Origin of the sequence: Pantoea sp. ANP04 (assembly GCF_041982285.1) — a bacterium.
Classification (GTDB): domain Bacteria; phylum Pseudomonadota; class Gammaproteobacteria; order Enterobacterales; family Enterobacteriaceae; genus Pantoea; species Pantoea eucalypti.
Genome location: NZ_JAUTYS010000008.1, coordinates 61,007 through 85,441, shown reverse-complemented (window position 1 = coordinate 85,441; position 24,435 = coordinate 61,007). Strand labels below are relative to the sequence as shown.

Annotated in this window: 20 protein-coding genes and 1 pseudogene; 10 read left to right on the top strand and 11 right to left on the bottom strand. The window is 56.3% G+C overall.

Translation table 11 applies throughout. From position 1 onward, the window contains the following. The first annotated feature begins 79 nt into the window (after positions 1–79). A complete protein-coding gene (locus tag Q7C21_RS12495; RefSeq protein ID WP_375150752.1) occupies positions 80–2,521 on the top strand; it encodes a glucose/quinate/shikimate family membrane-bound PQQ-dependent dehydrogenase in 2,442 nt (813 codons plus the stop codon). A gap of 40 nt (positions 2,522–2,561) precedes the next feature. On the opposite strand, the gene Q7C21_RS12490 is transcribed toward Q7C21_RS12495, so the two are convergent. The 3 genes from Q7C21_RS12490 to xseA all read right to left on the bottom strand — a co-directional run bounded on the left by Q7C21_RS12490 (position 2,562) and on the right by xseA (position 5,394). Next, positions 2,562–2,894 carry a protealysin inhibitor emfourin gene (locus tag Q7C21_RS12490; protein ID WP_008926700.1) on the bottom strand — a complete coding sequence of 111 codons (333 nt, stop codon included), beginning with the start codon at positions 2,892–2,894 and terminating at the stop codon, positions 2,562–2,564. Continuing rightward, positions 2,891–3,904 (bottom strand): M4 family metallopeptidase, encoded by a 1,014-nt coding sequence (locus tag Q7C21_RS12485; protein ID WP_375150751.1) that lies wholly within the window; start codon positions 3,902–3,904, stop codon positions 2,891–2,893. Before Q7C21_RS12485 ends, Q7C21_RS12490 begins: the two co-directional genes overlap by 4 nt. 116 nt (positions 3,905–4,020) lie before the next feature. After that, positions 4,021–5,394, bottom strand: coding sequence for an exodeoxyribonuclease VII large subunit (gene xseA / locus Q7C21_RS12480; protein ID WP_140033672.1), 1,374 nt, complete (start codon positions 5,392–5,394; stop codon positions 4,021–4,023). A gap of 168 nt (positions 5,395–5,562) precedes the next feature. Between xseA and guaB the strand changes: the two genes are divergently transcribed. From guaB to Q7C21_RS12465, 3 genes are all read left to right on the top strand, one after another. After that, positions 5,563–7,029, top strand: a complete 1,467-nt coding sequence (gene guaB, locus Q7C21_RS12475; RefSeq protein WP_003848714.1) for an IMP dehydrogenase — start codon at positions 5,563–5,565, stop codon at positions 7,027–7,029. Between the two features lie 68 nt (positions 7,030–7,097). After that, the gene (guaA, locus tag Q7C21_RS12470) at positions 7,098–8,678 is read left to right on the top strand and encodes a glutamine-hydrolyzing GMP synthase (protein WP_110411093.1); all 1,581 of its coding nucleotides are present in this window, start codon (positions 7,098–7,100) and stop codon (positions 8,676–8,678) included. A 302-nt stretch (positions 8,679–8,980) separates the two neighbouring features. Further along, positions 8,981–9,754: a DUF3750 domain-containing protein gene (locus Q7C21_RS12465; protein WP_003848719.1), complete on the top strand. Its 774-nt coding sequence runs from the start codon at positions 8,981–8,983 to the stop codon at positions 9,752–9,754. A 30-nt stretch (positions 9,755–9,784) separates the two neighbouring features. Here Q7C21_RS12465 and Q7C21_RS12460 read toward each other — a convergent pair whose 3' ends face one another. Further along, a complete protein-coding gene (locus Q7C21_RS12460) occupies positions 9,785–9,964 on the bottom strand; it encodes a hypothetical protein (RefSeq protein WP_003848720.1) in 180 nt (59 codons plus the stop codon). A gap of 194 nt (positions 9,965–10,158) precedes the next feature. On the opposite strand from Q7C21_RS12460, the pseudogene Q7C21_RS12455 reads away from it, so the two are divergent. After that, positions 10,159–10,404, top strand: a pseudogene (locus Q7C21_RS12455) (hypothetical protein). A 20-nt stretch (positions 10,405–10,424) separates the two neighbouring features. Beyond that, positions 10,425–10,922: a helix-turn-helix transcriptional regulator gene (locus Q7C21_RS12450; RefSeq protein WP_375150750.1), complete on the top strand. Its 498-nt coding sequence runs from the start codon at positions 10,425–10,427 to the stop codon at positions 10,920–10,922. Here Q7C21_RS12450 and mgtE read toward each other — a convergent pair whose 3' ends face one another. The 5 genes from mgtE to ppk1 all read right to left on the bottom strand — a co-directional run bounded on the left by mgtE (position 10,923) and on the right by ppk1 (position 17,024). Continuing rightward, a complete protein-coding gene (gene mgtE, locus Q7C21_RS12445) occupies positions 10,923–12,356 on the bottom strand; it encodes a magnesium transporter (RefSeq protein WP_375150749.1) in 1,434 nt (477 codons plus the stop codon). 131 nt (positions 12,357–12,487) lie between these two features. After that, positions 12,488–12,673, bottom strand: a complete 186-nt coding sequence (locus Q7C21_RS12440; RefSeq protein WP_003848728.1) for a YfgG family protein — start codon at positions 12,671–12,673, stop codon at positions 12,488–12,490. A 102-nt stretch (positions 12,674–12,775) separates the two neighbouring features. Further along, positions 12,776–13,390 carry a tellurite resistance methyltransferase TehB gene (gene tehB, locus Q7C21_RS12435; protein ID WP_003848730.1) on the bottom strand — a complete coding sequence of 205 codons (615 nt, stop codon included), beginning with the start codon at positions 13,388–13,390 and terminating at the stop codon, positions 12,776–12,778. Positions 13,391–13,431: 41 nt separating this feature from the next. Continuing rightward, positions 13,432–14,958: an exopolyphosphatase gene (ppx, locus tag Q7C21_RS12430; RefSeq protein WP_003848733.1), complete on the bottom strand. Its 1,527-nt coding sequence runs from the start codon at positions 14,956–14,958 to the stop codon at positions 13,432–13,434. A 5-nt stretch (positions 14,959–14,963) separates the two neighbouring features. Beyond that, complete coding sequence (gene ppk1, locus Q7C21_RS12425; protein WP_003848735.1) at positions 14,964–17,024, bottom strand: polyphosphate kinase 1; 2,061 nt, start codon at positions 17,022–17,024, stop codon at positions 14,964–14,966. A gap of 150 nt (positions 17,025–17,174) precedes the next feature. Here ppk1 and Q7C21_RS12420 point away from each other — a divergent pair, with 150 nt between their 5' ends. The 3 genes from Q7C21_RS12420 to pstB are packed head-to-tail and all read left to right on the top strand — an operon-like array spanning position 17,175 to position 21,673. Further along, positions 17,175–19,262: an ABC transporter permease subunit gene (locus Q7C21_RS12420; protein WP_375150748.1), complete on the top strand. Its 2,088-nt coding sequence runs from the start codon at positions 17,175–17,177 to the stop codon at positions 19,260–19,262. Further along, positions 19,259–20,893 carry a phosphate ABC transporter permease PstA gene (gene pstA, locus Q7C21_RS12415; RefSeq protein WP_375150747.1) on the top strand — a complete coding sequence of 545 codons (1,635 nt, stop codon included), beginning with the start codon at positions 19,259–19,261 and terminating at the stop codon, positions 20,891–20,893. Before Q7C21_RS12420 ends, pstA begins: the two co-directional genes overlap by 4 nt. Positions 20,894–20,905: 12 nt before the next feature. Beyond that, complete coding sequence (gene pstB, locus Q7C21_RS12410; protein WP_003848740.1) at positions 20,906–21,673, top strand: phosphate ABC transporter ATP-binding protein PstB; 768 nt, start codon at positions 20,906–20,908, stop codon at positions 21,671–21,673. A 103-nt stretch (positions 21,674–21,776) separates the two neighbouring features. On the opposite strand, the gene purN is transcribed toward pstB, so the two are convergent. Then, positions 21,777–22,415, bottom strand: coding sequence for a phosphoribosylglycinamide formyltransferase (purN, locus tag Q7C21_RS12405; RefSeq protein ID WP_375150746.1), 639 nt, complete (start codon positions 22,413–22,415; stop codon positions 21,777–21,779). Next, on the bottom strand, positions 22,412–23,452 hold the full coding sequence (purM, locus tag Q7C21_RS12400; RefSeq protein ID WP_003848745.1) for a phosphoribosylformylglycinamidine cyclo-ligase: 1,041 nt from the start codon (positions 23,450–23,452) through the stop codon (positions 22,412–22,414). The genes purN and purM overlap by 4 nt, the downstream gene beginning before the upstream one ends. Positions 23,453–23,681: 229 nt before the next feature. On the opposite strand from purM, the gene upp reads away from it, so the two are divergent. Beyond that, positions 23,682–24,308 (top strand): uracil phosphoribosyltransferase, encoded by a 627-nt coding sequence (gene upp, locus Q7C21_RS12395; RefSeq protein ID WP_003848753.1) that lies wholly within the window; start codon positions 23,682–23,684, stop codon positions 24,306–24,308. The last annotated feature ends 127 nt before the right edge of the window (positions 24,309–24,435 follow it).

Here is a 24,435-nt window from a genome sequence, read left to right as displayed (position 1 = left end):
CTCCACGCGCACCTGTTAACGCGCCGGAGTCCGGATGGCCTCTGTCCGGGCGCTCTGTTTATTCAGGAGAGTAAGTGTTATGGCTGAAACATCCTCCCGCGCCGGAAAGGGGCTGGGAATCGCATCCATGCTGCTCGGACTGGTGCTGCTCGCCACCGGTCTGTTTTTTGCAATTGGCGGCGGTAAACTGGTTGCCCTGGGCGGCAGTTGGTACTTTTTAATTGCGGGTATTGTTACTGTCCTCTCCGCAATCCAGTTCTTCCGTCGCAAATCTTCGGCAGTGGTTCTGTTACTGCTGGTCTTTGCTGGCACCCTGATCTGGTCGCTGTTTGACGCAGGTCTGGATTTCTGGCCACTGGTCTCGCGTCTGATGGTTCCAGCCGGACTGACGCTGCTGGCTTTCCTGATCTGGCCTTCACTGCGTAAGCACGAAGGTAAGCACTCACTGGCGAAACCTTCTTACGCGTTCGCGGCAGTGCTGGCGGCAGGCATGGTGGCAACACTGGTGCAGATGTTCCAGCCTCATCCTACCGTTGCGGCTACGGGCGAAGAGTTACCGTTGATCCCGGTAGACAAAGCGAAACAACAGAAAGACTGGGATAACTACGGCAACACGCCTCAGGGCAGCCGCTTTGTGGCACTCGATCAAATCACCCGCGACAACGTGAAAGATCTGCAGGTCGCGTGGACCTTCCGCACGGGTGATACCCCAGTCAGCCCGACCGGTAACGGCGCAGAAGATCAGCAGACGCCATTACAGATTGGCAATACCCTTTATCTCTGTACGCCGCATAACAACGTTATCGCCGTTGAAGCCAACACGGGTAAGCAGATCTGGAAACGTGAAATCAACGCCCAGGCTGAAGTCTGGCCGCGCTGCCGTGGTCTGGCTTACTTTGATGCAACCAAACCGCTGCAACAGCCTGATAAACCGGGATCATCACCTGTTCCGGCCGCTGTCCTGCCAGCCGGTGACAGCTGTCAGCGTCGTATTCTGATGAATACCATCGATGCACGACTGATTGCGATCAACGCCGACAACGGTGAGTTCTGTGAAGATTTTGGTAATCACGGCATCGTAGATCTTAAAGCGGGCCTGGGTCAGGCACCGGACCCACAATATCAGCTGACCTCCGCGCCAACGCTGGCCGGTACCACGGTTGTGGTGGGTGGCCGTGTCGCAGATAACGTACAGACCGATATGCCTGGTGGTGTGTTACGTGGTTTTGACGTGATTACTGGCAAAATGCGCTGGGCGTTTGACCCGGGCAATGTTGACCCGAATGCGATACTGATGCCGGGCAAAGATTATACCCGCAGTACGCCAAACTCATGGGCGCCGATGTCTTATGACCCGGCAATGAACACCGTGTTCATCCCAATGGGGAGTTCGTCAGTTGACCTCTGGGGTGCGAACCGTACCGCGCTGGATCACAAATATGGCGCATCGGTGCTGGCGCTGGATGCCACCACCGGTAAAGAGAAGTGGGTCTATCAGACCGTACATAACGATCTGTGGGACTTCGACCTGCCGATGCAGCCAAGCCTGATCGACTTCCCGCAAAAAGATGGCAGCACCACGCCAGCGGTGGTGATTGGCGGCAAAACCGGCATGATCTTCGTGCTTGACCGTATGACCGGTAAGCCGCTGACCAAAGTCGAAGAACTGCCGATGCCGCAGGGTCATATCCCGAACGAGCAGTACACCAAAACACAGCCGCACTCGACCGGTATGCCGCAGATCGGCAACCAGACGCTGAAAGAGTCTGACATGTGGGGTGCCACGCCGTTTGACCAGCTGGCTTGCCGTATTGGTTTCAAATCGATGCGCTATGACGGTCTGTTCACCGTACCAGACACTGACAAGTCTCTGAGCTTCCCGGGTTCACTGGGTGGAATGAACTGGGGCAGCATGTCGATCGATCCGAACAATCACCTGTTGTTCGTCAATGACATGCGTCTGGGCCTGTGGGTTCAGATGATCCCGGCGGATACCAATAAAACGGCGCGTGGCAGTAACGGTGGCGAAGCGATCAACACCGGTATGGGTGCGGTTCCGCTGAAAGGCACGCCTTATGCTGTGAATAAGAACCGCTTTATGTCACCGCTGGGCATCCCTTGTCAGAAACCGCCATTTGGTACGCTGTCGGCGATTGACCTGAAAACACAGAAAATCGTCTGGCAGGTGCCGGTCGGTACGGTGCAGGATACCGGTCCGTTTGGTATTAAAATGCGCGTGAAAATGCCGATTGGTATGCCAACGCTGGGCGGTACGCTGACAACGCAGGGTGGCCTGGTGTTCATCGCCGGTACACAGGATTACTACCTGCGCGCCTTCGATGCATCAACCGGTAAAGAAGTGTGGAAAGCACGTCTGCCGGTGGGCAGTCAGGGCGGCCCAATGAGCTACGTCTCACCGAAAGATGGTAAGCAGTACATCCTGATCTCGGCAGGTGGCGCACGTCAGTCACCGGACCGTGGTGATTACGTGATTGCGTACGCGCTGCCAGACAGCAAGTAACAACGCTTAACGAGAAGGGCCGACATTGTCGGCCCTTTTTTTATTTGCCGTCGCGCCACAGCGCCTGCAACTCAGGTGGTGCCACCTGTTCCGGAATCAGCAGCACAATGGTGCCCACCTCGCGGCGGGTGGCATACTGAATCTGGATGCGGAAATAGCGCTGATCGCCACTGCCCACCTGCGCAGCTTTTTCCTCGGGTTCGCCCAGCGGCATTGCCTGCTCCAGCGCATGGCAGACGCGCTCTTTTTCCGGTGCCGGTAGTTCGCCCAGCATAAAGCGACGTTCGGCGCGCAGCCCCGGAATAAAGGCCATGCCGCCTTCACGCGCGACGATGATGGTGGCATCATCGGTGAGTTCGGGCAGGTCACTCATAGCACGCCAACCTCCTTCCACGCCTGTTCAATAGCATTGCTGACCGACGCGTCGAAGCGTTTTTTACCATGCTCAACGGTGAAGCGGGCAAAGGTCTTAAAGTCCGCATTCTGTGGCAGTTCGTCGTCACACACGGTGTCGTACCAGGCATATCCCGCCTGTTCCCATGCATAACCGCCGAGTGCTGTAGCCGCCAGATAAAAGGCCCGGTTAGGAATGCCGGAGTTAATATGGACCCCACCGTTATCTTCACGGGTCTTCACGAAGTGATCCATGTGGGCCGGTTGCGGATCTTTGCCCAGCATCGGATCATCGTAGGCGGTACCAGGTTCAGACATCGATCGCAAACCACGCCCATTAATTCCTTTTGCCAGCAGACCTTCACCGATGATCCAGTCGGCCTCGTCGGCGCGCTGTTTTTTACTGAACTGTTTCACCAGCGAGCCAAAGACATCCGACAGCGATTCATTCAGCGCGCCAGACTGCTCAAAGTAGATTAACCCGGCTTCGTTTTCAGTGACGCCATGCGCCAGCTCGTGCGCCACCACGTCAATCGCAATGGTGAAGCGATTGAAGATTTCGCCGTCACCATCACCAAATACCATCTGCTGGCCGTTCCAGAAAGCGTTCTGGTATTTCTCACCGTAGTGCACGGTACCCAGCAATTTCAGCCCCTGATTATCCAGCGAGTTACGCTGATAAGCCTGCCAGAAGAAGTCATAGGTTACGCCAAGATAGTCCCAGGCTTCTTCTGCAGCCACGTCGTCATTGCCGGGCTGACCTTCCTGACGAATCAGTTTACCCGGCAGCGTTTGCTGACTTTGCGCATCATAAATTTCACGATCCACATGACCACCCGCCGCGGTTTTTACGCCGGTCGGCTTTTGCCAGTGTTCCGCCATGAGGTGCTGAACGTGAGTCAGGGTGCGACGCGCCTGCTCCTGCTGGTGGCCGGAACCATGTGAGATGATTTTGCGAAGGATATAGGGAGGAATAACGCTGTAAGCCATCTGGAACTCCTTGGCATCATGAATGTACCAAAAAGTATAGACCCGCCAGTCTGGTTAAACCTTATTCATCAGACCAGCGGTGAGGGAAAAGTGTGATTTGACAGCAAGCGTCAGCGTCAGGACGCGGTTTTGCGGCGGCGTTTTTTCTCAGGTAACAGCTGGGTCACCTGGCTTTCAACCCAGCCATCATCCAGACGGGTGCGCAGCAGATCGCCGCTCTGGAGCTGTACCGTTTTCTTCACCACCTGTCCGGTGGTGTCTGTGGTCACACTAAACCCACGCGCCAGCGTCGCCAGCGGGCTGACGCCTTCCAGCTGCGCCACCAACTGACCAAAGTGCTGCCTGTTGCTGTTAAGCTGCTGAGTGATGCTCTGCTGCAGGCGATAGTGCCAGTTTTGAAGCTGCTTTTGCGCCTCGAACAGGCGCTGCTGCGGCTGTTGAGCATTGAGTCGCTGGGACAGGCGATCCTGCTGACGTGTTGCGTGACGCAGACGGGTTTCGATCGCTTCACCCAGACGCTGTTGCAGGCGGAACAGGGCGGTCTGCTGGCGAGCCAGACGCAACTGCGGGTGCTGCTGCTGCAGACGATGCTCAAGGCGGGTATAAAGCCGCTGCTGGCGCGCCAGGTAATAATCCATCGCCATCTCCAGCCGCTGTTGCTGAGATTGCAACTGGCGCAGCAACTCCAGCTGGTTACGGCTGACAATTTCAGCGGCGGCGGAAGGGGTGGGCGCGCGTAAATCGGCAACAAAGTCAGCAATGGTGACATCGGTTTCGTGACCGACCGCGCTGACGACAGGAATGCGGCTGGCAAAAATGGCGCGTGCTACGCGTTCGTCATTAAAACTCCACAGATCTTCCAGTGAACCGCCGCCGCGTCCGACAATTAACACGTCGCACTCATTGCGCAGGTTGGCGATTTCAATTGCACGGACAATCGCCGCGGGCGCATCAACACCCTGAACCACGGTCGGGTAGATCACCACGGGCAGCGAAGGATCGCGGCGATGCAGCACGCGTAACACATCGTGCAGTGCCGCACCGGTGGAAGAGGTGATAACCCCGACCTGGCGTGCCGGTTCCGGCAGTGGTTGCTTATGCTGCGGATCGAACAATCCTTCGGTCGCCAGTTTTGCTTTCAGCAGTTCGAACTGCTGCTGCAACAAGCCTTCACCTGCCGGATGCATGCTCTCGGCAATCAGCTGATAGTCACCGCGGGGCTCATAGAGCGTGATGTTGGCACGCACCAGTACCTGCTGACCGTGCTGCGGACGGAAGGTGACGCGACGATTGCTGTTACGGAACATGGCACAGCGAACCTGAGCGCCATCATCTTTCAGCGTGAAGTACCAGTGACCGGATGCCGGTTGCGTGAAGTTGGAGATCTCGGCGCTGATCCAGACCAGACCCATCTCTTTCTCCAGCAGTTGACGCACTGTCGTATTGAGACGGCTGACGGTAAAAATATTGGCGATGGGTGGCAGCGACATGTGACGAAGATCAAATTCCAAATCAGCAGGTTAATTCATCGATACTACATTGCTGCCTGTGCGGATCAAGAGTTTTTCTTAAATAATGCTGGAGGCAATCGATTACGGCCTGTATAATGCCGCGGCAATATTTTATCTATTCTCAATCACCCGAGGTGGAGTATTGCCATGTTAAGAATCGCTAAAGAAGCACTCACTTTTGACGACGTTCTGCTCGTCCCTGCACACTCCACCGTCCTGCCTAATACGGCCGATCTCAGCACGCAGCTGACCAAAAATATCCGTTTAAACATTCCTATGCTCTCCGCTGCCATGGACACCGTGACCGAATCGGGTCTGGCGATTGCGCTGGCACAGGAAGGCGGCCTTGGCTTCATCCATAAAAATATGTCGATTGAACGCCAGGCGGACGAAGTGCGCAAGGTGAAGAAACATGAAAGCGGCGTGGTCACTGAACCACAGACCGTGCTGCCAACCACGCCTCTGGCTGATGTGAAAGTGCTGACCGAGCGCAACGGCTTTGCAGGCTACCCGGTAGTTAACCGCGACAACGAACTGGTGGGTATCATCACCGGTCGTGATGTGCGCTTTGTAACCGACCTCTCTCAGCCGGTCTCTGCGGTCATGACCCCGAAAGAGCGTCTGGTGACGGTGAAAGAGGGTGAAGCGCGTGATGTGGTCCTGCACAAGATGCACGAAAAGCGCGTTGAGAAAGCGCTGGTCGTGGATGACAGCTTCCATCTGCTGGGCATGATCACTGTTAAAGACTTCCAGAAAGCCGAACGTAAACCTAACGCCTGTAAAGATGCGCAGGGTCGACTGCGTGTCGGTGCAGCGGTGGGCGCGGGTGCCGGTAACGAAGAGCGTATTGATGCGCTGGTCGCAGCAGGCGTTGACGTGCTGCTGATTGACTCTTCACACGGCCACTCTGAAGGTGTGCTGTCACGCATCCGTGAAACCCGCGCTAAATACCCGGATCTGGAAATCGTCGGCGGTAACGTGGCCACTGGCGCAGGCGCTCTGGCGCTGGTCGCGGCAGGCGTCAGCGCCGTTAAAGTCGGTATCGGCCCGGGCTCAATCTGTACTACCCGTATCGTAACCGGCGTGGGCGTTCCGCAGATCACTGCCGTTTCTGACGCGGTTACAGCGCTGGAAGGCACCGGTATTCCAGTGATTGCTGACGGCGGTATCCGTTTCTCTGGTGATATCGCCAAAGCAATCGCGGCGGGTGCGTCCTGTGTGATGGTCGGTTCAATGCTGGCGGGGACCGAAGAGTCGCCGGGCGAGATCGAACTCTATCAGGGCCGTTCATTCAAATCCTATCGCGGTATGGGTTCACTGGGCGCGATGTCCAAAGGCTCGTCTGACCGTTACTTCCAGACTGATAACGCCGCTGACAAGCTGGTGCCGGAAGGTATCGAAGGTCGCGTGGCCTATAAAGGCCGTCTGAAAGAGATCGTGCATCAGCAGATGGGCGGATTGCGTTCGTGCATGGGCCTGACCGGTTGCCCGACCATTGACGACCTGCGCACCAAAGCGGAATTTGTTCGCATCAGCGGCGCGGGCATCAATGAGAGCCACGTGCATGACGTGACCATCACTAAAGAGTCACCGAACTACCGCATGGGTTCATAATCCCGATTTCACGCCCGGCTTCAGCCGGGCGCTTTTATTGATCAAGTCACCGTTCTGGAAACCCCTCAATGACGACGGAAAATATCCATAAGCACCGCATTCTGATTCTCGATTTCGGCTCACAATACACGCAGCTGGTGGCACGTCGCGTGCGCGAGCTCGGCGTTTATTGCGAACTCTGGGCATGGGATGTCACCGAAGAGCAGATTCGCCAGTTCAACCCCAGCGGCATCATCCTTTCCGGTGGCCCGGAAAGTACCACAGAACTGAACAGCCCGCGTGCGCCTGAATATGTTTTCAGCGCAGGCGTGCCGGTGCTGGGTGTCTGCTACGGTATGCAGACCATGGCGATGCAGCTGGGCGGCACAGTATCTGGCTCTAACGAGCGCGAGTTCGGCTATGCGCAGGTTGAAGTAACGACCCCAAGTGCCCTGGTTCGCGACATTGAAGATGCAATCAGCGCCACCGGTAAACCGCTGCTGGATGTCTGGATGAGCCACGGCGACAAAGTCACGGCGATCCCGGCTGACTTCGTGACCGTTGCCAGCACAGAAACCTGTCCGTTTGCCATTATGGCCAACGAAGAGAAGCGTTTCTATGGCGTGCAGTTCCACCCGGAAGTGACCCATACCCGTCAGGGTCTGCGGATGCTTGAGCGCTTCATCATCGACATTTGTGAATGTGAAGCACTGTGGACACCAGCCAAAATCATTGAAGATGCCGTTGAACGCCTGCGTGAGCAGGTTGGCAACGACAAGGTCATCCTTGGCCTGTCAGGCGGAGTGGACTCCTCTGTGACGGCAATGCTGCTGCATCGTGCCATCGGCGACCGTCTGACCTGTGTGTTCGTGGATAACGGTCTGCTGCGTCTGAACGAAGCACAACAGGTAATGGATATGTTTGGCGACCACTTCGGCCTGAACATCATCCATGTGCCGGCTGAGATGCGCTTCCTGGATGCGCTGGCGGGTATTGATGAGCCTGAAGCCAAGCGTAAGACCATTGGTCGCGTCTTTGTGGAAGTGTTCGACGAAGAAGCGCTGAAGCTGCAGGATGTGAAGTGGCTGGCACAGGGCACCATCTATCCGGACGTGATTGAGTCGGCGGCGTCAGCTACCGGTAAAGCGCACGTCATCAAGTCACACCACAACGTGGGTGGCCTGCCGAAAGAGATGAAGATGGGCCTGGTTGAGCCGCTGAAAGAGCTGTTCAAAGACGAAGTGCGCAAGATTGGTCTCGAGCTGGGCCTGCCGTACGACATGCTGTATCGCCATCCATTCCCGGGTCCGGGTCTGGGAGTGCGTGTGCTGGGCGAAGTGAAGAAAGAGTATTGCGACCTGCTGCGCCGTGCCGATGCCATCTTCATCGAAGAGTTGCATAAAGCGGATCTCTACAACAAAGTCAGCCAGGCGTTCACTGTGTTCCTGCCGGTTCGTTCGGTTGGTGTGATGGGTGATGGCCGTAAATATGACTGGGTTGTCTCGCTGCGTGCGGTGGAAACCATCGACTTTATGACCGCACACTGGGCGCACCTGCCGTATGATTTCCTGGGCCGCGTCTCAAACCGCATCATCAATGAAGTCGACGGCATCTCCCGCGTGGTGTACGACATCAGCGGCAAGCCACCGGCGACTATTGAGTGGGAATAAACCGGCCCATGCCGATTAAGCGCTGATGCAAAAAAGCCCGCTTCCAGCGGGCTTTTTATTGCCTGAACTCCACTTAGACGGGCCATTTTAACCTTTCAGCACATCTATCCCCATCACTGGCGGTTTTCTGTTCACTTTACCGGAAATTGCGCTATTCTCCCTGCAGTAGAAGCCTGCACTTAACTTCCTTTGTGTCCTGCTTTTATTCGCCGCTTCGATAATCCGTATCCCAAAGCCGCCACTTACTGTAACCGCCTGCCACTCAGGCGTTTCGTGATTCTTACGTCATCAGGAATGTTGTCATGCTCTCACTGAAAGTGTTCAGCCTGTTTTTTGTTGCCGTGCTACTGCTGTCGCTGGGGGCCAGCATTGCGCAGGCGACGCGTCACGGCGAAACCGCACAGACCGGTGGCTGGGCCACTGCCCGGCGGGATTCGTCCGGAATCGCGCCCGATCCGCGTGCGTTATATAACCTGGCTATCGTGCAGGTCTATGCGGCGCCGACCTATGGCTGGAAAGGGCGGGTGGCGGTGCATCCCTGGATCATCTTTAAGCGCGCAGGTGAAACGCGTTTCACCCGCTACGAAGTGATTAGCTGGGGCAGCGGCGACAAAATCCGGCGCAACACCAACCTGCCGGATGGTTACTGGTATGGCGCAAAACCCCGGCTGCTGGTGGAGCATCGCGGACCGGAAGCCGAGGCGATGATTCCGCAGATTGAAGCCGCCATTAAATCCTATCCGTGGCCGACAACTTATCGTGCCTGGCCCGGACCGAACAGCAATACCTTCCTGGCGCATATCGGCCGTGAAGTGCCGGCTTTAAAACTGGATCTGCCCGCCAATGCGCTGGGCAAAGATTACCGGTCACTGTGGCATCCCATCGGGCTGCCGCCATCCGGGCGCGGTTTGCAGGTGTCGATTCTGGGCGTGGCGGGCGTGACGCTGGGCGCGGAAGAGGGACTTGAAGTGAACCTGCTGGGGCTTAATATGGGACTCGATTTTACGCCGTTCCGGCTGCGGTTGCCGTTTATCGGTGGTCTGGGCAATGACAACCTTCAGCAGGACAAACCCTGACAGTCTGGCCCCGTCAGGGGCCATTTTGCGTCAGCACACGCCAAAGTCACCCTCTTCATGATAGAGATTGACGCTCTCTGCCTTCACTTCGATCTCTTTCTTTGCCGCATCATCAACGCGCGCACACCACAGGGTGTCGCCGTCGACGCGCAGTACCTGCATTTTAGGTCCGCCGGTTTTCGACTGAACAAAATCCTCTGCTTTAAACATTCCTGCCTCCGTTGTTGAACATGAGTCCGGCCGGATTCTCGCTGGCGCGGTTTATTTTTTGCGTGACGTTATCCAGTTTATACCCTGACCGTTTTACTGCGAGAAAAAGTCTGCGCATGCTGAGGCGCATTAAGAAATATTCACCTGGTTGTCAGTTGACAACTCAATCATTCAGCGTCAGGATAGGGACACACATGGCAAGGAAGCGACATCCCAGTAAAGAGATTGAAACGGCGTTACGTTACGCCGAAACCCATGGCTGGCTGGTCGTGACGGGAGGTCATCACGCCTAGGGCAAAATGTACTGCCCGAAAAATCTGTTGATATGCCGATGTGGGGAGTTTTGTCTGACCTGCATCTGGAGCACACCGAAAAATGCACATCAGCATGCCCAGGCGCTGCGGCGCGTGGTAGATAATTGTCACTATCTGAAGTCCTGAAGCAGCACAAGGAGAGGCATATGGAATATTGTTTTACACTGCGGTTTAGCCTGCCGGAAGGGCATGCGCCGGTGGATGAGTGGCTGGAAACACTGGCAGCAGCAGGCTGTGATGATGCACTGATCGGTCTGGGTATGCCAGGGCGCATTGCACTGGAGTTTACCCGGGAGTCTGACTCTGCCACGGAGGTATTGAGACAGGCAGAAGAGGATGTGCTGCGTGCTATACCGGGTGCCACGCTGGTAGAAGCGGCACCTGATTTTGTGGGATTGACGGATGTGGCCGAGATCATCGGCATGACGCGTCAGAATATGCGTAAGTTAATGCTCAGCCACCGCCCGCCGTTTCCACTGCCGGTGCACGACGGTAAAACCGCCATCTGGCACTTAGCGGACGTGCTGGAGTGGCTGAGCCAGCGCGGCAATTACACGTTGCCTGCGGCGACCCGTGAGCTGGCACAGGTGACACGCCAGCGCAATCTCAACGGGTCGCTGCAACGTTACGGCCTGCACGCCTGATCAGTGGGGCAGCAGGAAGATCGTCGCCAGTCCCAGGAAGATAAAGAAGCCGCCGGTATCGGTCAGGGCGGTGATCAATACGCTGGAGCCTACGGCCGGATCGCGCTTCATTTTGGTCATTACCAGCGGAACCAGTACACCCATTAGCGCGGCCAGCAGCAGATTCAGCGCCATGGCCAGCATCATGACGCCGCCCAGCGCCATATTGTCATACATCAGCCAGGTAATGCCGCCCATAATGCCGCCCCAGAACAGGCCGTTGATCAGCGCTACGCCCAGTTCACGCACAATCAGAAACGAGAAGTTACCCGGTTCAACCTGATGTAAGGCCAGTGCCCGCACAATCATGGTGATGGTCTGGTTACCGGTGTTGCCGCCAATACCCGCAACAATTGGCATCAGGGTGGCAAGCGCCACGATTTGCGAAATCGTCCCTTCAAACAGCCCGATAACCCGCGAAGCAACAAAGGCGGTACAGAGATTAATGGCCAGCCAGGCCCAGCGTTTGCGTACTGATTTACGCACCGGGGCAAACACATCCTCTTCCTGACTGATGCCGCCCATTTTACGAATGTTACTTTCGTTTTCTGCATTCACCAGGTCGACAATGTCTTCGATGGTCACACGGCCAATCAGTTTGCCCCTGGCGTCGGTGACGGCAGCAGAAATCAGGTTATAACGCTCAAAGGCGCTGGCCGCATCTTCGGCCTTGTCGTTGAGCTGGAAGGTGGTCGGACGCGCGTTCATAACGTCGCTGACCAGAGTTTTAGGTTTGTTAAGCAGGATATCCGTCAGCAGCAGTTCGCCCAGCAGCTGATTGTCTTTGTTAGTAATAAAGAGTTTATCGGTACCGCCTGGCATGCTTTTACGCTTGCGCAGAAAACGCTGCACCGTTGCCAGCGTGACATCGTCGCGCACCGTCAGGATATTAAAATCCATCACCCGGCCTACGCGGTCGCGGTCGAGCTGCACCATATCGAGCATGCGGGCGCGCAGGGCTGGCTCCACGGTCGCCAGCAGGCGCCCGGTCAGGTCACGCGGCAGATATTGTGCCAGCCAGACCTGATCGTCGATGTCCAGCGGCTGGATAGCGCGCAGGATATCACGGTCGCTCATCTCTTCGGTGAGGCTGGCCCAGACCGTTTCTGAGGCTTCAACCAGCACGTGACCACGCCGCTCATTCGGCACCAGCCGCCACAGCCCCTGACGTTCCTCTTCGGGCAGGGCTTCAAGAATGTCGGCGAGGTCAGCGGCATGAAGCTGCTGAATATCCTGTTCCAGCGCATCACGCTGGGCCGCATTTTCACGTTGCTGTTCAGGGTTGAGATCGCCGGATTTCTCCAGCAGGGAATCAACCAGATCGTGCTCATTGAGCAGCAGCGTCAGAATGCGATGACGTATTTCACTTAAACGTTGAGATTGAGAGGCAGACACATTGGATCCCTTAGTCTGTAAGCACCAGCACGCAGTGTAGCGTTTCGCCTGAAAAAGGGATGCAAAAAAGAGTCCAGTTATCTGGATTCCGTTCAGGTTTCAGTGCAATTCAGGCGAAATATCACTATTCGCTAGCGCGTATCATTTGATGTGACGGTGACAGGCTCAGGAATAGCTTTCTGTTGCTGATGATGCTCGAAGGCAGCAGGCAGGATAAAAATCAGGCGACTAAAGAGAATGATAAAACTGATCAGCAGCACAATGCGGGTCATGGTGCCGGTTTTTTGACGTCTTCGGGGAGAAATAGCGCTGTTCACGCGGGGTGGTTCCTGTAATGAGCCCATCAGAGGGCGATTGCAATATTTAGTCACAGTCGCCTGATGAAATCAATCGCTGTTGAAAAAAACAGCAGATAAAGATCAATAACTCGCTTTTTGCGCCAGTAACGTTGCAAAGCGGCAGGTGATGCGGTTGCCGTTTTCATCTTTACGATGCAGCTGACCGGGATGCTCGTTGTACTTCACGATGTGCCAGTTGCGATAATAGTGGCTGAGCTCACCCGATTTAAACGCAAAAGAGAAATCTGCCGGGCAGGGCATATCGTCCGTGTTCATCGCCGCCACAATCAGGTTGAAACCATCCCTGACCGTACAAGCCTGCATGTCGGCAATCAGCTGCGGAATGGTCTGCGGCTGCAGAAACATCATTACCACAGTCGACAGCACAACGTTGAAGCCGCCATTGAAGCGTGTGTTGTTCAGATCGCGCTGCTCAGTGTGTATACCCTGAAGGTTTTCCTGCGCAATAATCTCCTGCAGGCGCGCCAGGCTCTGCGGATTGTGATCCCACGCTGTGACGTCAAAACCGTGCTGATTCAGAAACAGCGTATTGCGTCCCACGCCACAGCCAAGATCAAGCGCCTTGCCGACGTTAAGCTGGGGCAGAGCCGCAACCACTTCGGAGTGGGGCGGCGTTAAACCATAGGTGTCGGCAAAATAGTTTTCGCCTGAAAGCGGTGCGGTTGGTTGTGTCATAGTCATCAATTCAGTTAAACGGGCGCTGGGCGCCCGGGTTGTCAGATATCTTCTTCGAGGATCAGCTTCCATCCAGTGACGTCGTTCCAGTAAGCCTGCTCGCGTTCAAGATCGAGCTGAACCAGATTGTTCTGTGCAAAGTAGCCCGCCGGGAAAATCAGCGTCCAGTGGCCATCATCGCATTTCAGGGTTAACGCATCCGGACGCGTGGTGGCCTGACGCTGATTATTCAGCAGGGTGCCCAGGCGCAGCAGAAAAATCAGCGGCACAAACTGTTTTTTCTTGAACAGCGTTACGCGTGGTAACTCATCAAGCTTCACCGCTTTACGATGGAATCTGACCAGTGCCGCCAGTAGCATCTGCTGATCCTGATTGAACCCCGGCAGGTTGGTGTTTTGCAGAATATAGGCTGAATGGCGTTGCAGGCCACTGTGATTGATAGTCAGGCCCACTTCATGCAGCATCGCCGCCCATTTTAGCAGTGCAGCCAGTTGCGGATTCGCCAGCTTTGGGTTCTGATCGCGCCATTGCAGATAAAGCTGCTCGGTCGTCTCCAGAACACGTCGAGCCTGATCGCTGTCGATGGCGTAATGGTTAGCCAGACTTTGTGCTGTGCGGCTGCGAATATCCTGATGGCGGAAACGGCCCTCCATCTCATAGAGCACACCTTCACGCAGCGCACCGTCGGAGAGGCGCAGCTCGCGAATCGCCAGCGCATCGAAGACGCCACAGAGAATCGCCAGTCCGGGGACAAACACACCTTTGCGCTCTTCTGACAGGCCCGGCAGGCTCAGTGCAGAGAAGGATTTATGTTTCATCACTTCGTCATAGAGCTTTTCGAGACGCTCAGGCGTAATCAGCTTCTCTTTTTCATCCATCGCCTGCAGCACTTCGCAGGCAGCTTTGATGGTACCGGATGCGCCCAGCGCATATTGCCAGCCATGCAGACGATATTGCCACGCCAGCGTTTCCAGCTTTTGTGCAGCCGCTAAGCGGGCACGACGGAAGTTTTCACGGCTGATTTCCCCTTTCGGGAAATAGAGCTGGGCGAAACTGACGCAACCCATGCGCCGGCTCTCAACCAGCTGAGGTTCGAAATCCTCACCAATCACCAGCTCAGTGGAGCCACCGCCGATATCGATCACCAGCTTGCGGCCTTTTTCCGGCTGTGTGTGCTCCACACCCATAAAGATCAGACGCGCTTCTTCATGGCCTGAAATCACCTCGATTGGATAGGGGATCACCTCGGCAGCGCGCTGCAGGAAGGTTTCGGCGTTGATCGCCTCGCGCAGCGTATGGGTGCCGACAATCGTCACGTTGCTGGGACTGAATCCCTGGAGGCGTTCGGCAAACAGGGCCAGGCAGGCTAAGCCCCGCTCCATCGCCTCTTCGCTGAGGTTGTGTTGAGCATCCAGCCCGTCCGCCAGATGGACGCGCTGTTTAAGGCGGCCCAGTACCTGCATCGCACCATCGACAACCCGCGCAATTACCATATGGAAACTGTTCGAGCCCAGGTCAATCGCCGCAAACTCCTGGGGTTTTGGCGTACTTTTATGAGAAATTGGCATAGGATTTATTCAGGTTGTTCCAGTTTCTTGATGTAATCATAAATGGCCAGCTGCGAGCGCACTTTACGACGATTGCCGCGCTGGACGTAATGGTTACTCAACTCTTTATCGACGATGCGGGCTTTCACCGTATCACTCAACTGAATAGCAATAATGTCGAGTATACGCTGCCGGATGTGGGGATCGAGGATCGCCACAGCCACTTCAATGCGGTAATCGATGTTACGCGTCATCCAGTCAGCGGAGGAGAGGAACACCTTTTTATCGCCGCCATTTTCAAAAATATAGACGCGATCATGTTCCAGATAACGATCAACAATACTGATGACACGAATATTTTCACTGATCCCAGGCAAGTCAGGAATTAATGAGCACATTCCGCGCACCAGAAGATTGACCTTTACCCCTACGCTCGAGGCTGTATAAAGCCGATCAACCAGACCTTTGTCCACCAGATTGTTTATTTTCAGAGTAATGCCGCAGGGCTTATTTTGCTGAGCATTGGCAATTTCGGTGTCGATCAGTTCATACAGCATCCGGCGCGAGTTTTGTGGCGACACCATCAGGTGATCGAACGTCACAGGCCGATAGGGATTCTCAATAAAGTTGAACACCCGGCGCACTTCATTGGTGATGCGCGCATCCGCGGTCAGCAATGAGTAATCGGTATAGAGTCGCGCGGTTTTCTCGTTAAAGTTGCCGGTACCGATATGCGCGTAGCGCACAATCTCTTCGCCTTCGCGGCGTGAAATCAGGAACAGCTTGGCGTGAATCTTCAGGCCTGGTGCGGAGAAAATGACGTGCACACCCGCTTCAGTCAGGCGTTTCGCCCAGTAAATGTTAGCTTCTTCATCAAAGCGCGCCTGCAGTTCCACCACCACCGTGACTTTTTTACCGTTATAGGCGGCATGGATCATCGCATCCATAATGCGGGAGTGTTTGGCGACGCGGTAGATATTGATTTTGATTGCCAGCACGCTGGGGTCAAACGATGCCTGACGCAGCAGCTCCAGCACATGCTCAAAGGTATGGTATGGATAGTAGAGCAGCACGTCGCGATTACGAATCGCATCAAAGCCGTTGCGGAAGCCATCAAAGCCGATGTGGCGAATCTGCGGCAGCGGGCGGTTAACCAGGTTGTTTTTGCCGACGTTCGGGAAGCCGATAAAGTCTTTGAAGTTGTGGTAGCGGCCGCCCGGCAAAATGGAATCCAGGTTAGAGATGGAAAGCTTGTGGCACAGCAGCGACACCATGGTGTCGGGCATATCGCGCTGGTAGACAAAACGTACCGGCTCCGCCGTCAGGCGCTGCTTCAGGCTGGAGGACATCAGCTCCAGCAGGCTCGACTCCATTTCCGTGACCAGGTCATACTCGGCGTCACGCGTCATTTTCATTGAATAGGCGTTGAGCGCGTCGTAGTCGTAGAAGCCTTTGAAAATATCATCCAGGCAGTAACGCAAAATGTTATCCAGCAGAATCATCGGTTTACGGCGACGCGGTGGCTCTGCCGGTAAATTAATGAAACGCGGCACTTTGTCAGACGGAATTTCCAGCAGTGCATACTGAATATGGTCACCACGGATAATCTCTACTGCCAGATAGGTGTAGTCGTCTTTGAGGAATTCCGTCAGGTCGGTCTCGTGGGTGATCAGGATCGGCGAGATGTGCTGACGCAGTTCATGTTTGAAGTAGTGGCGCAGCCAGGCCTGCTGATTGGATGAGAGCTGACGTTCGTTGATCAGGAAGATCTGATTACGTGCCATCTCCAGCAGCAGATCGTTATAGAGCGCATCAAACTCCTGATCGGACTTCATCACCCGTTGCTGAATTTTCTTAAACAGATGGCGTGGCGTACTGGCGGAACCCTGCTCTTCACCAATCAGAATGCGGCGTTTGAGGTCGGCGAAACGCACTTTATAGAATTCGTCGAGATTATTGGAGTAGATGCCCAGAAAGCGCATCCGCTCAATCAGTGGATTGCTTTTGTCTGCGGCTTCCTGCAAAACCCGTTCATTAAAGGATAACCAGCTTAATTCTTTTTCAATATAAAGCTTTACCTGACCCATTCTCACTCCATTTAGCGGTTGCAGGACTGAAGATCCAGTATCCACCAACATTATGGCGAGAGTATGGCAGCGTTGTCCAACGCCAGGAGTTGTCTTATCAATCGGCTACGGGCAACATAGCGGCTTATTTCAGGCTGCCACCGGAACCGCATGAGCGCAAACCACATTCCTGTCCAATTCAGCGATCGTAAGCGTCGTGCCGTTGACCGTCTGACGCGACGACTGGTCACCTGCTGTGGCGTAGCGATCCTATTGCTGATGCTGCTGCTATTCTGCTGGTTGATCGGCGTGGTATTACCGCTATTTAATGCGCCTGGCCTGCAAATTGCGGCCAGCCAGCAGCTCTGGGATCGTGCGCCCGCTTTAGCCATGGGCAATCAGGGCAGTGTTGGCTGGCGAATCAGCGCGCGCGGTGCGGCCCGTTTTATTCCGCTGGATGGACAGCCTGCAGAACCAGCGCTGACCCTGACTCCCGCTCCCGATGACGCTGTGCAGAGTGCCGACGGGCAAACACTGTTGCTGAATATGCAGGGCGCGCTAACGCTGATGCAGCCGACAGCCGACCAGCAATGGCGTTTTCCATTGGGTGACAAACCGTTCCATCTGCCTGATGGCACGGTGACGAAGATGGCGCTGGCGACGCGTCATGCGGGCCAGTGGCGCATTGCTGCTCTCACCGAGGCCGGACTCCGGGTGCTGACGCTGGGCACCGATCGTCAGGCATCCATTATCCCGCTTCCGCAACGTCAGCTGGATCTGCTGGCACTCTCGCCATCCGGCGATCTGCTCTACACCACTGAAGGCAATCTGCTGCGGGTCTGGCAACTTGATGATGATCGGGCACTGTTGCGCGAAACCCACATGCTGCCGCAGCCTCCGCAAAGTTTGCATCTGCTGGTGGGGGGGAAAAGCCTGCTGATCCAGGATAATCGCGGTGTCACCCAGTGGTTTGCGATTGCCAGCGATCAGGGGCCACGGCTGCAGCAAATCCGGACCTTTGCCGACAGCGACGGCGAGACGATTCTGGTGACAGAATCTCAACGTCGCGTGTTTGCGACCCTCAGTAAACAGGGGATGCTTCGGCTGTTCGCCAGCAAGCAGCATGGCCCGATACTGCAGCGTCAGCTGGCGCCGGGCATTGTGCAGGCGCAGTTCTCTCCCCACGGCGACAGCCTGCTGATTGAGCGGCCGGGCAGCTGGCAGACACTGCGGCTTGATAATCCGTGGCCGGATGTCACCTGGCGCAATTTCTGGCAAAAGATCTGGTATGAAAACTACCCTGGACCCGACTGGGTCTGGCAATCGACTGCGGCCGGCGATAACTATCAGGCCAAATTCAGCCTGATGCCGATGGTCTCGGGAACGCTGAAAGCGGCCAGTTTAGCACTGCTGTTTGCGACACCGCTGGCGCTGGCGGCGGCGATGTACACCGCATGGTTCATGGCGCCAGGCCTGCGGCGCTGGGTTAAACCGGCCATTGAGATGATGGGTGCGCTGCCGAGCGTGGTGGTGGGGCTGATTGCCGGGATTTGGCTCGCGCCGCATATCGGTCAGGCGCTGGTGGGTGTGCTGCTGCTGCCGCTGACCCTGGCAGGCGCGCTGCTGCTGTGCGGCGTATTCAGCGCGCGTTTACCACCACGCTGGCGTCAGCCGGGCCGTGAGGTCATGGTTCTGCTGCCGCTGTTGCTGCTGGTCACGCTGCTGACGCTGTGGCTGCCCACACTCTTTATACCGGATGCCGGTGACTGGCTCCCGCATTACGAGCAGCGCAATCTGCTGGTGGCTGCGCTGGCGATGGGCTTCGCGCTGGTGCCGCTGATTTTCACCCTCTCAGAAGATGCGCTGTTTAGCGTGCCTGCTGCACTGGGGCAGGGCTCGCTGGCACTGGGGGCGACGCCCTGGCAGACACTGACCCGCGTCGTGCTGCCGGGAGCCTCTGCCGGTATTTTCGCCGCCCTGATGATCGGTCTGGGACGCGCCGTAGGAGAAACCATGATTTTGCTGATGGCGACCGGCAATACGCCGCAAAGTGAAGGTGGCCTGTTCAGCGGGTTGCGCGCGCTCTCTGCCAATATCGCCATTGAGATGCCGGAAGCAGCAGCGGGCAGTGCCCACTATCGCGTGCTGTTTCTCAGCGCACTGATGCTGTTGCTGTTTACGCTGGTGATTAACACGGTTGCCGAGCTGATCCGTCAGCGACTGCGTCAGCGCTACAGCCAGCACGAGGAGCAGGCATGAAAGCGATGCGACAGAATGACCGCTGGCGCTGGTTAACCGCCGGTGCCGTCGCCGTCTGCCTGCTGGCTTTTACGCTGCTGATTGGGCTACTGGCGTGGCAGGGCGTTCGCGCTTTCTGGCCGCAGCGCGTTGACCTTTATACGTTCAGTCAGCCCGAGGGCGGCGAAACACGTCTGCTGGGCGAAACGCTGGAACATCAGCGACGTTTTCCGGCCCCGGCCGATGAGCAGGGTAACAGCGGCGGTCAGGTGAATCGCTATCTGATCAAAACCGGTAACCGTGACTGGGACGCACCCGATTTCCGCGTCGTCTACAGTAGCACGGCAGCGAAGGTCAGTCAGCCAGCAGATATCATGGTGCTGCAACGCCGCAGCCACGGCCAGGCTTATGGCTGGTTTGTTGGCCTGCGTGAAGATAATGAAGAGTTAACTGCGCAGGATCCCGATGCGCTGCTGAATCAGCGGCTCGGACAGGTGCAGATGCTGGTGCGGCAGGCTAACCAGATTCGCCGGGTCGGGATGGCGCGCATCAACAGCCAGCGTGAGGAGCTTGATGAGCAGGCGGCTACAAACCGTGCTGCCGGCCACTTTGATCTGCAGGCCGAATCGGAATATCAGGCCAATCAGGCTGCCTTACAGCGCCGCTTCAATCAACTGAGTGAGACACTGGCTTCTCTGCAACTGCAGAGTCAGCGCGATGTGTTAGTTCTGCGGGATGTGAAGGGCACCGAACATGCGATCCCACTGACCGAAATCGTCGACAGCTGGAAACCTAATGCGATGACGCTGACCGGCAAAACCGGACATTTTTTGCAGCAGCTGTGGCGTTTCGTCAGTGACACACCCGCCGAGGGTGAAAGTGAATCCGGAGCGTTTCCGGCGATCTTTGGCACCGTGCTGTTGGTGTTATTGATGTCGGTGGTGGTGATGCCGCTGGGCGTCATCGCCGCCATCTGGCTGCACGAATATGCCGGACGCAATGCGTTGACCAGGCTGGTGCGTATCGCAGTGGTCAATCTGGCGGGCGTCCCTTCAATCGTTTATGGCGTATTTGGTCTGGGCTTCTTTGTCTGGCTGGTGGGCGGCACCCTTGACCAGCTCTTCTTCGCCAGCGCGCTGCCGAATCCCACTTTTGGCACACCGGGTTTGCTGTGGGCCTCACTGACGCTCGCCTTGCTGACGCTGCCGGTGGTGATTGTGGCGACTGAAGAAGGCTTATCCCGTATTCCCAACAGCCTGCGTCAGGGTTCGCTGGCGCTGGGCGCGACCCAGGCGGAAACGCTGTGGAACGTGGTGTTGCCGATGGCGGTGCCGGCCATGTTGACCGGCCTGATTCTGGCGGTAGCGCGTGCTGCTGGTGAAACCGCACCGCTGATGCTGGTGGGTGTAGTAAAAATGGTACCGGAACTGCCGGTCGACGCAGTGTTTCCTTATCTGCATCTGGATCGCAAGTTTATGCATCTGGGCTTCCAGATTTACGATCTGGCGTTTCAGAGTCCGAATATTGAAGCTGACCGGCCGCTGGTGTTTGCCACCGCGCTATTGCTGGTGCTGATTATTCTGTCGCTTAATCTGCTGGCGATGGGCCTGCGCCACCGTCTGCGTGAACGCTATCGTCTTATGACTCAATAACAGGCTATGACTATGACGTCCGACACGGATATCGCGCTGACCGTTAACCATCTGTCGCTGTGGTATGGCGAGCGCCAGGCGCTGCAGGATATTTCTCTGCAGGTGCCGAAAAACAGGATTACTGCGCTGATTGGCCCTTCAGGCTGTGGCAAGTCGACGCTGCTGCGCTGCTTTAATCGTATGAACGACGTGATTGATCACTGCCGGGTAGAGGGCGACGTGCTGCTGGATTCACTGCCGATCCTGCAACCCGGACAGGATCTCTCTGCGCTGCGCCGTCGGGTCGGTATGGTGTTTCAGCGGCCCAATCCTTTTCCAAAGTCGATCTATGAAAATGTGGTCTATGGGCTGCGTTTACAGGGTGTGCGCGATCGGCGGGTATTGAACGAAGCCTGTGAACGGGCACTGCGCGCGGCGGCGCTGTGGAGTGAGGTCAAAGATCAGCTGTCACAGAATGCGCTGACGCTTTCGACCGGACAGCAGCAGCGGCTGGTGATTGCCCGTGCCATTGCGATTGAGCCGGAAGTGCTGCTGCTGGATGAGCCGACCTCCGCGCTGGATCCGATCTCCACGCTGGTGATTGAAGAGTTGATGACCACACTGAAGCAGCATTTCACGCTGGTGCTGGTGACGCACAACATGCAGCAGGCGTCGCGGGTGTCAGATTACACTGCGTTTATGCATCAGGGCGCGTTAGTGGAGTTTGATGAGACCGACCGGATTTTCACCGCGCCGAAACAGCGACGGACTGAAGATTATATTACGGGGCGCTACGGCTGAAGAAGGGGAAAAGCAGGCTTTCGTGAGGTGGGAATGAAGCACCCGCCCCGTCGCTTTGATTTTTTCAGCCGTCTGAGAGAAACCCCTGACGGCTTCCCATGCATCAGTCGTTAGCATAGCCCTGCGGCGGCAGCGGTTCGCCATCCAGCCAGGCTTTGCCGTCTCGCATTTCCAGCCGACCCTCAACAAACCAGCTGATCACCAGCGGATAGATAGCGTGTTCCTGGTGCTGCACCCGCTCCGTAATCTCCGCTTCACTGTCGCCAGGAAAGACCGGCACTTTGGCCTGCAGGATCACCGGACCACCATCCAGCTCGTCCGTCACGAAATGCACGGACGTGCCATGTTCGCTGTCGCCATTTTCCAGCGCCTGACGATGCGTATTCAGACCTGGATATTTCGGCAGCAGGGAAGGGTGGATATTCAGCAGGCGATTATGGAAATGCGCCACAAAAGCGCTGCTGAGAATGCGCATATATCCGGCCAGCACAATCAGGTCTGGACGGTATGCGTCGATTTCAGTGATGAGCTGACGATCAAAGGCTTCGCGGTCAGCGAAGTCACTGGCGGCAAGCGCATGGGCGGGAATGCCCGCCTCCTGCGCCCGCGTCAGGCCATAAGCGGCGGCACGGTTGCTGAACACGGCAGCGACGCTGCCGTGAATCTGCCCGCTTTCACAGGCGTCAAGGATGGACTGAAGGTTACTTCCGTTGCCGGAAATCAGTACAACCAGCTTTTTCATCCGTTAATAACCACACGCTCTTCAGCATCCGACGCTTTAATCACGCCGAGCTTCCAGGCTTTCTCGCCTGCGGCCTGCATCAGCGCAATCGCCTTGTCCGCCTCTGCCGGGCTCAGGGCAATGATCATGCCGACGCCGCAGTTAAAGGTGCGGTACATCTCGAAACGGCTGACGTTCCCCGCCTGCTGTAACCAGCTGAATACCGCCGGCCATTCCCAGCTCTTTTCGTCGATCACGGCCTGAGTATTGTCAGGCAGTACGCGCGGAATATTCTCCCAGAAGCCGCCGCCGGTCAGGTGCGCAATAGCGTGCACATCGACCTGCTCAATCAGGCTCAGGATATTTTTCACGTAGATGCGGGTCGGTTCCAGCAGATGATCAGCCAGCGGTTTGCCTTCCAGCTGTTCAGCCAGTGGATCCGTGTTGCTGACTTCCAGAATTTTGCGCACCAGCGAATAGCCGTTGGAGTGCGGGCCGCTTGAGCCGAGGGCGATCAGTACGTCACCATCCTGCACCTTGCTGCCATCAATGATTTCTGACTTTTCCACCACGCCGACACAAAAACCCGCCACGTCGTAATCTTCGCCGTGATACATGCCTGGCATCTCAGCGGTTTCACCGCCGACCAGCGCACAACCCGACTGCAGACACCCTTCGGCGATGCCGGTGATCACCGCAGAGGCGGTTTCCACATCCAGTTTGCCGGTGGCGTAGTAGTCGAGGAAGAAGAGCGGCTCAGCGCCCTGTACCACCAGGTCGTTAACGCACATCGCGACCAGGTCAACACCAATGGCATCGTGGCGTTTGAGATCCATCGCCAGGCGCAGCTTGGTGCCGACGCCATCGGTGCCGGAGACCAGCACCGGTTCACGGTATTTTTGCGGCAGCGCGCAAAGCGCACCAAAACCGCCCAGTCCACCCATCACTTCCGGGCGACGCGTCTTTTTCACTACGCCTTTAATACGGTCAACCAGAGCGTTACCAGCATCAATATCAACACCGGCGTCTTTGTAACTGAGAGAGGTTTTGTCGGTCACTGCGAGGTCCCCACGCGAATTGCGGTTGGTGGTTAAAATAAAGCGCGGCAATTCTATCAGTGCAGGCAAACGTTTGCGAGTCCGGGATTGCGCATCGGGCGATTTTCATTAATCCTCTATTTGTTCCGGTAAAAGCCGCGGCTTTGCGCAAGAGCAGGTGGCGCAGGGCGCAAAAGGCGGTATAATCCCGCGATTTTTTTTTAGCTCAACTCATTCCGGGAGAACACCAATGAAGATCGTGGAAGTCAGACACCCGCTGGTCAAACATAAACTGGGCCTGATGCGTGAGCATGATATCAGCACAAAGCGTTTTCGCGAGCTGGCCTCTGAAGTGGGCAGCCTGCTGACCTACGAAGCGACCGCCGATCTGGAAACAGAGCGCGTCACCATTGAGGGCTGGAATGGCCCGGTAGAGATCGACCAGATCAAAGGCAAAAAAATCACGGTGGTCCCGATTCTGCGTGCCGGCCTGGGCATGATGGAAGGGGTGCTGGAGCACGTCCCCAGCGCCCGTATCAGCGTGGTGGGTGTTTACCGTGATGAAGAAACCCTGGAGCCGGTTCCCTACTTCCAAAAGCTGGTCTCTAACATTGAAGAGCGCCTGGCGCTGGTGGTCGACCCGATGCTGGCGACCGGCGGTTCCATGATCGCCACCGTCGATCTGCTGAAGAAAGCGGGCTGCACCAGCATCAAAGTGCTGGTTCTGGTTGCTGCACCAGAAGGGATTGCCGCGCTGGAGAAAGCGCATCCTGACGTCGAGCTTTATACCGCGTCAGTGGACCAGGGACTGAATGAAAAGGGTTACATCATTCCCGGGCTCGGCGATGCCGGGGACAAAATTTTCGGAACCAAATAATACGCACAGCCGACCAGAGAGTCGGCTTTTTTTTGGCAAAAAACACCCCACGGATTCGGCCTGCCGCAAGGCGCACCGGCGTGCCTGCTGCTGTGCCTGAGGCCCGAATCGTCGGGGAAAAAATAAG

Coding starts and splice junctions, on each gene's coding strand:
- Q7C21_RS12495 (WP_375150752.1), top strand. CDS start 80: ATGGCTGAAACATCCTCCCGCGCCGGAAAGGGGCTGGGAATCGCATCC.
- Q7C21_RS12490 (WP_008926700.1), bottom strand. CDS start 2,894: ATGAGTGACCTGCCCGAACTCACCGATGATGCCACCATCATCGTCGCG.
- Q7C21_RS12485 (WP_375150751.1), bottom strand. CDS start 3,904: ATGGCTTACAGCGTTATTCCTCCCTATATCCTTCGCAAAATCATCTCA.
- xseA (WP_140033672.1), bottom strand. CDS start 5,394: ATGTCGCTGCCACCCATCGCCAATATTTTTACCGTCAGCCGTCTCAAT.
- guaB (WP_003848714.1), top strand. CDS start 5,563: ATGTTAAGAATCGCTAAAGAAGCACTCACTTTTGACGACGTTCTGCTC.
- guaA (WP_110411093.1), top strand. CDS start 7,098: ATGACGACGGAAAATATCCATAAGCACCGCATTCTGATTCTCGATTTC.
- Q7C21_RS12465 (WP_003848719.1), top strand. CDS start 8,981: ATGCTCTCACTGAAAGTGTTCAGCCTGTTTTTTGTTGCCGTGCTACTG.
- Q7C21_RS12460 (WP_003848720.1), bottom strand. CDS start 9,964: ATGTTTAAAGCAGAGGATTTTGTTCAGTCGAAAACCGGCGGACCTAAA.
- Q7C21_RS12450 (WP_375150750.1), top strand. CDS start 10,425: ATGGAATATTGTTTTACACTGCGGTTTAGCCTGCCGGAAGGGCATGCG.
- tehB (WP_003848730.1), bottom strand. CDS start 13,390: ATGACACAACCAACCGCACCGCTTTCAGGCGAAAACTATTTTGCCGAC.
- ppx (WP_003848733.1), bottom strand. CDS start 14,958: ATGCCAATTTCTCATAAAAGTACGCCAAAACCCCAGGAGTTTGCGGCG.
- ppk1 (WP_003848735.1), bottom strand. CDS start 17,024: ATGGGTCAGGTAAAGCTTTATATTGAAAAAGAATTAAGCTGGTTATCC.
- Q7C21_RS12420 (WP_375150748.1), top strand. CDS start 17,175: ATGAGCGCAAACCACATTCCTGTCCAATTCAGCGATCGTAAGCGTCGT.
- pstA (WP_375150747.1), top strand. CDS start 19,259: ATGAAAGCGATGCGACAGAATGACCGCTGGCGCTGGTTAACCGCCGGT.
- pstB (WP_003848740.1), top strand. CDS start 20,906: ATGACGTCCGACACGGATATCGCGCTGACCGTTAACCATCTGTCGCTG.
- purN (WP_375150746.1), bottom strand. CDS start 22,415: ATGAAAAAGCTGGTTGTACTGATTTCCGGCAACGGAAGTAACCTTCAG.
- upp (WP_003848753.1), top strand. CDS start 23,682: ATGAAGATCGTGGAAGTCAGACACCCGCTGGTCAAACATAAACTGGGC.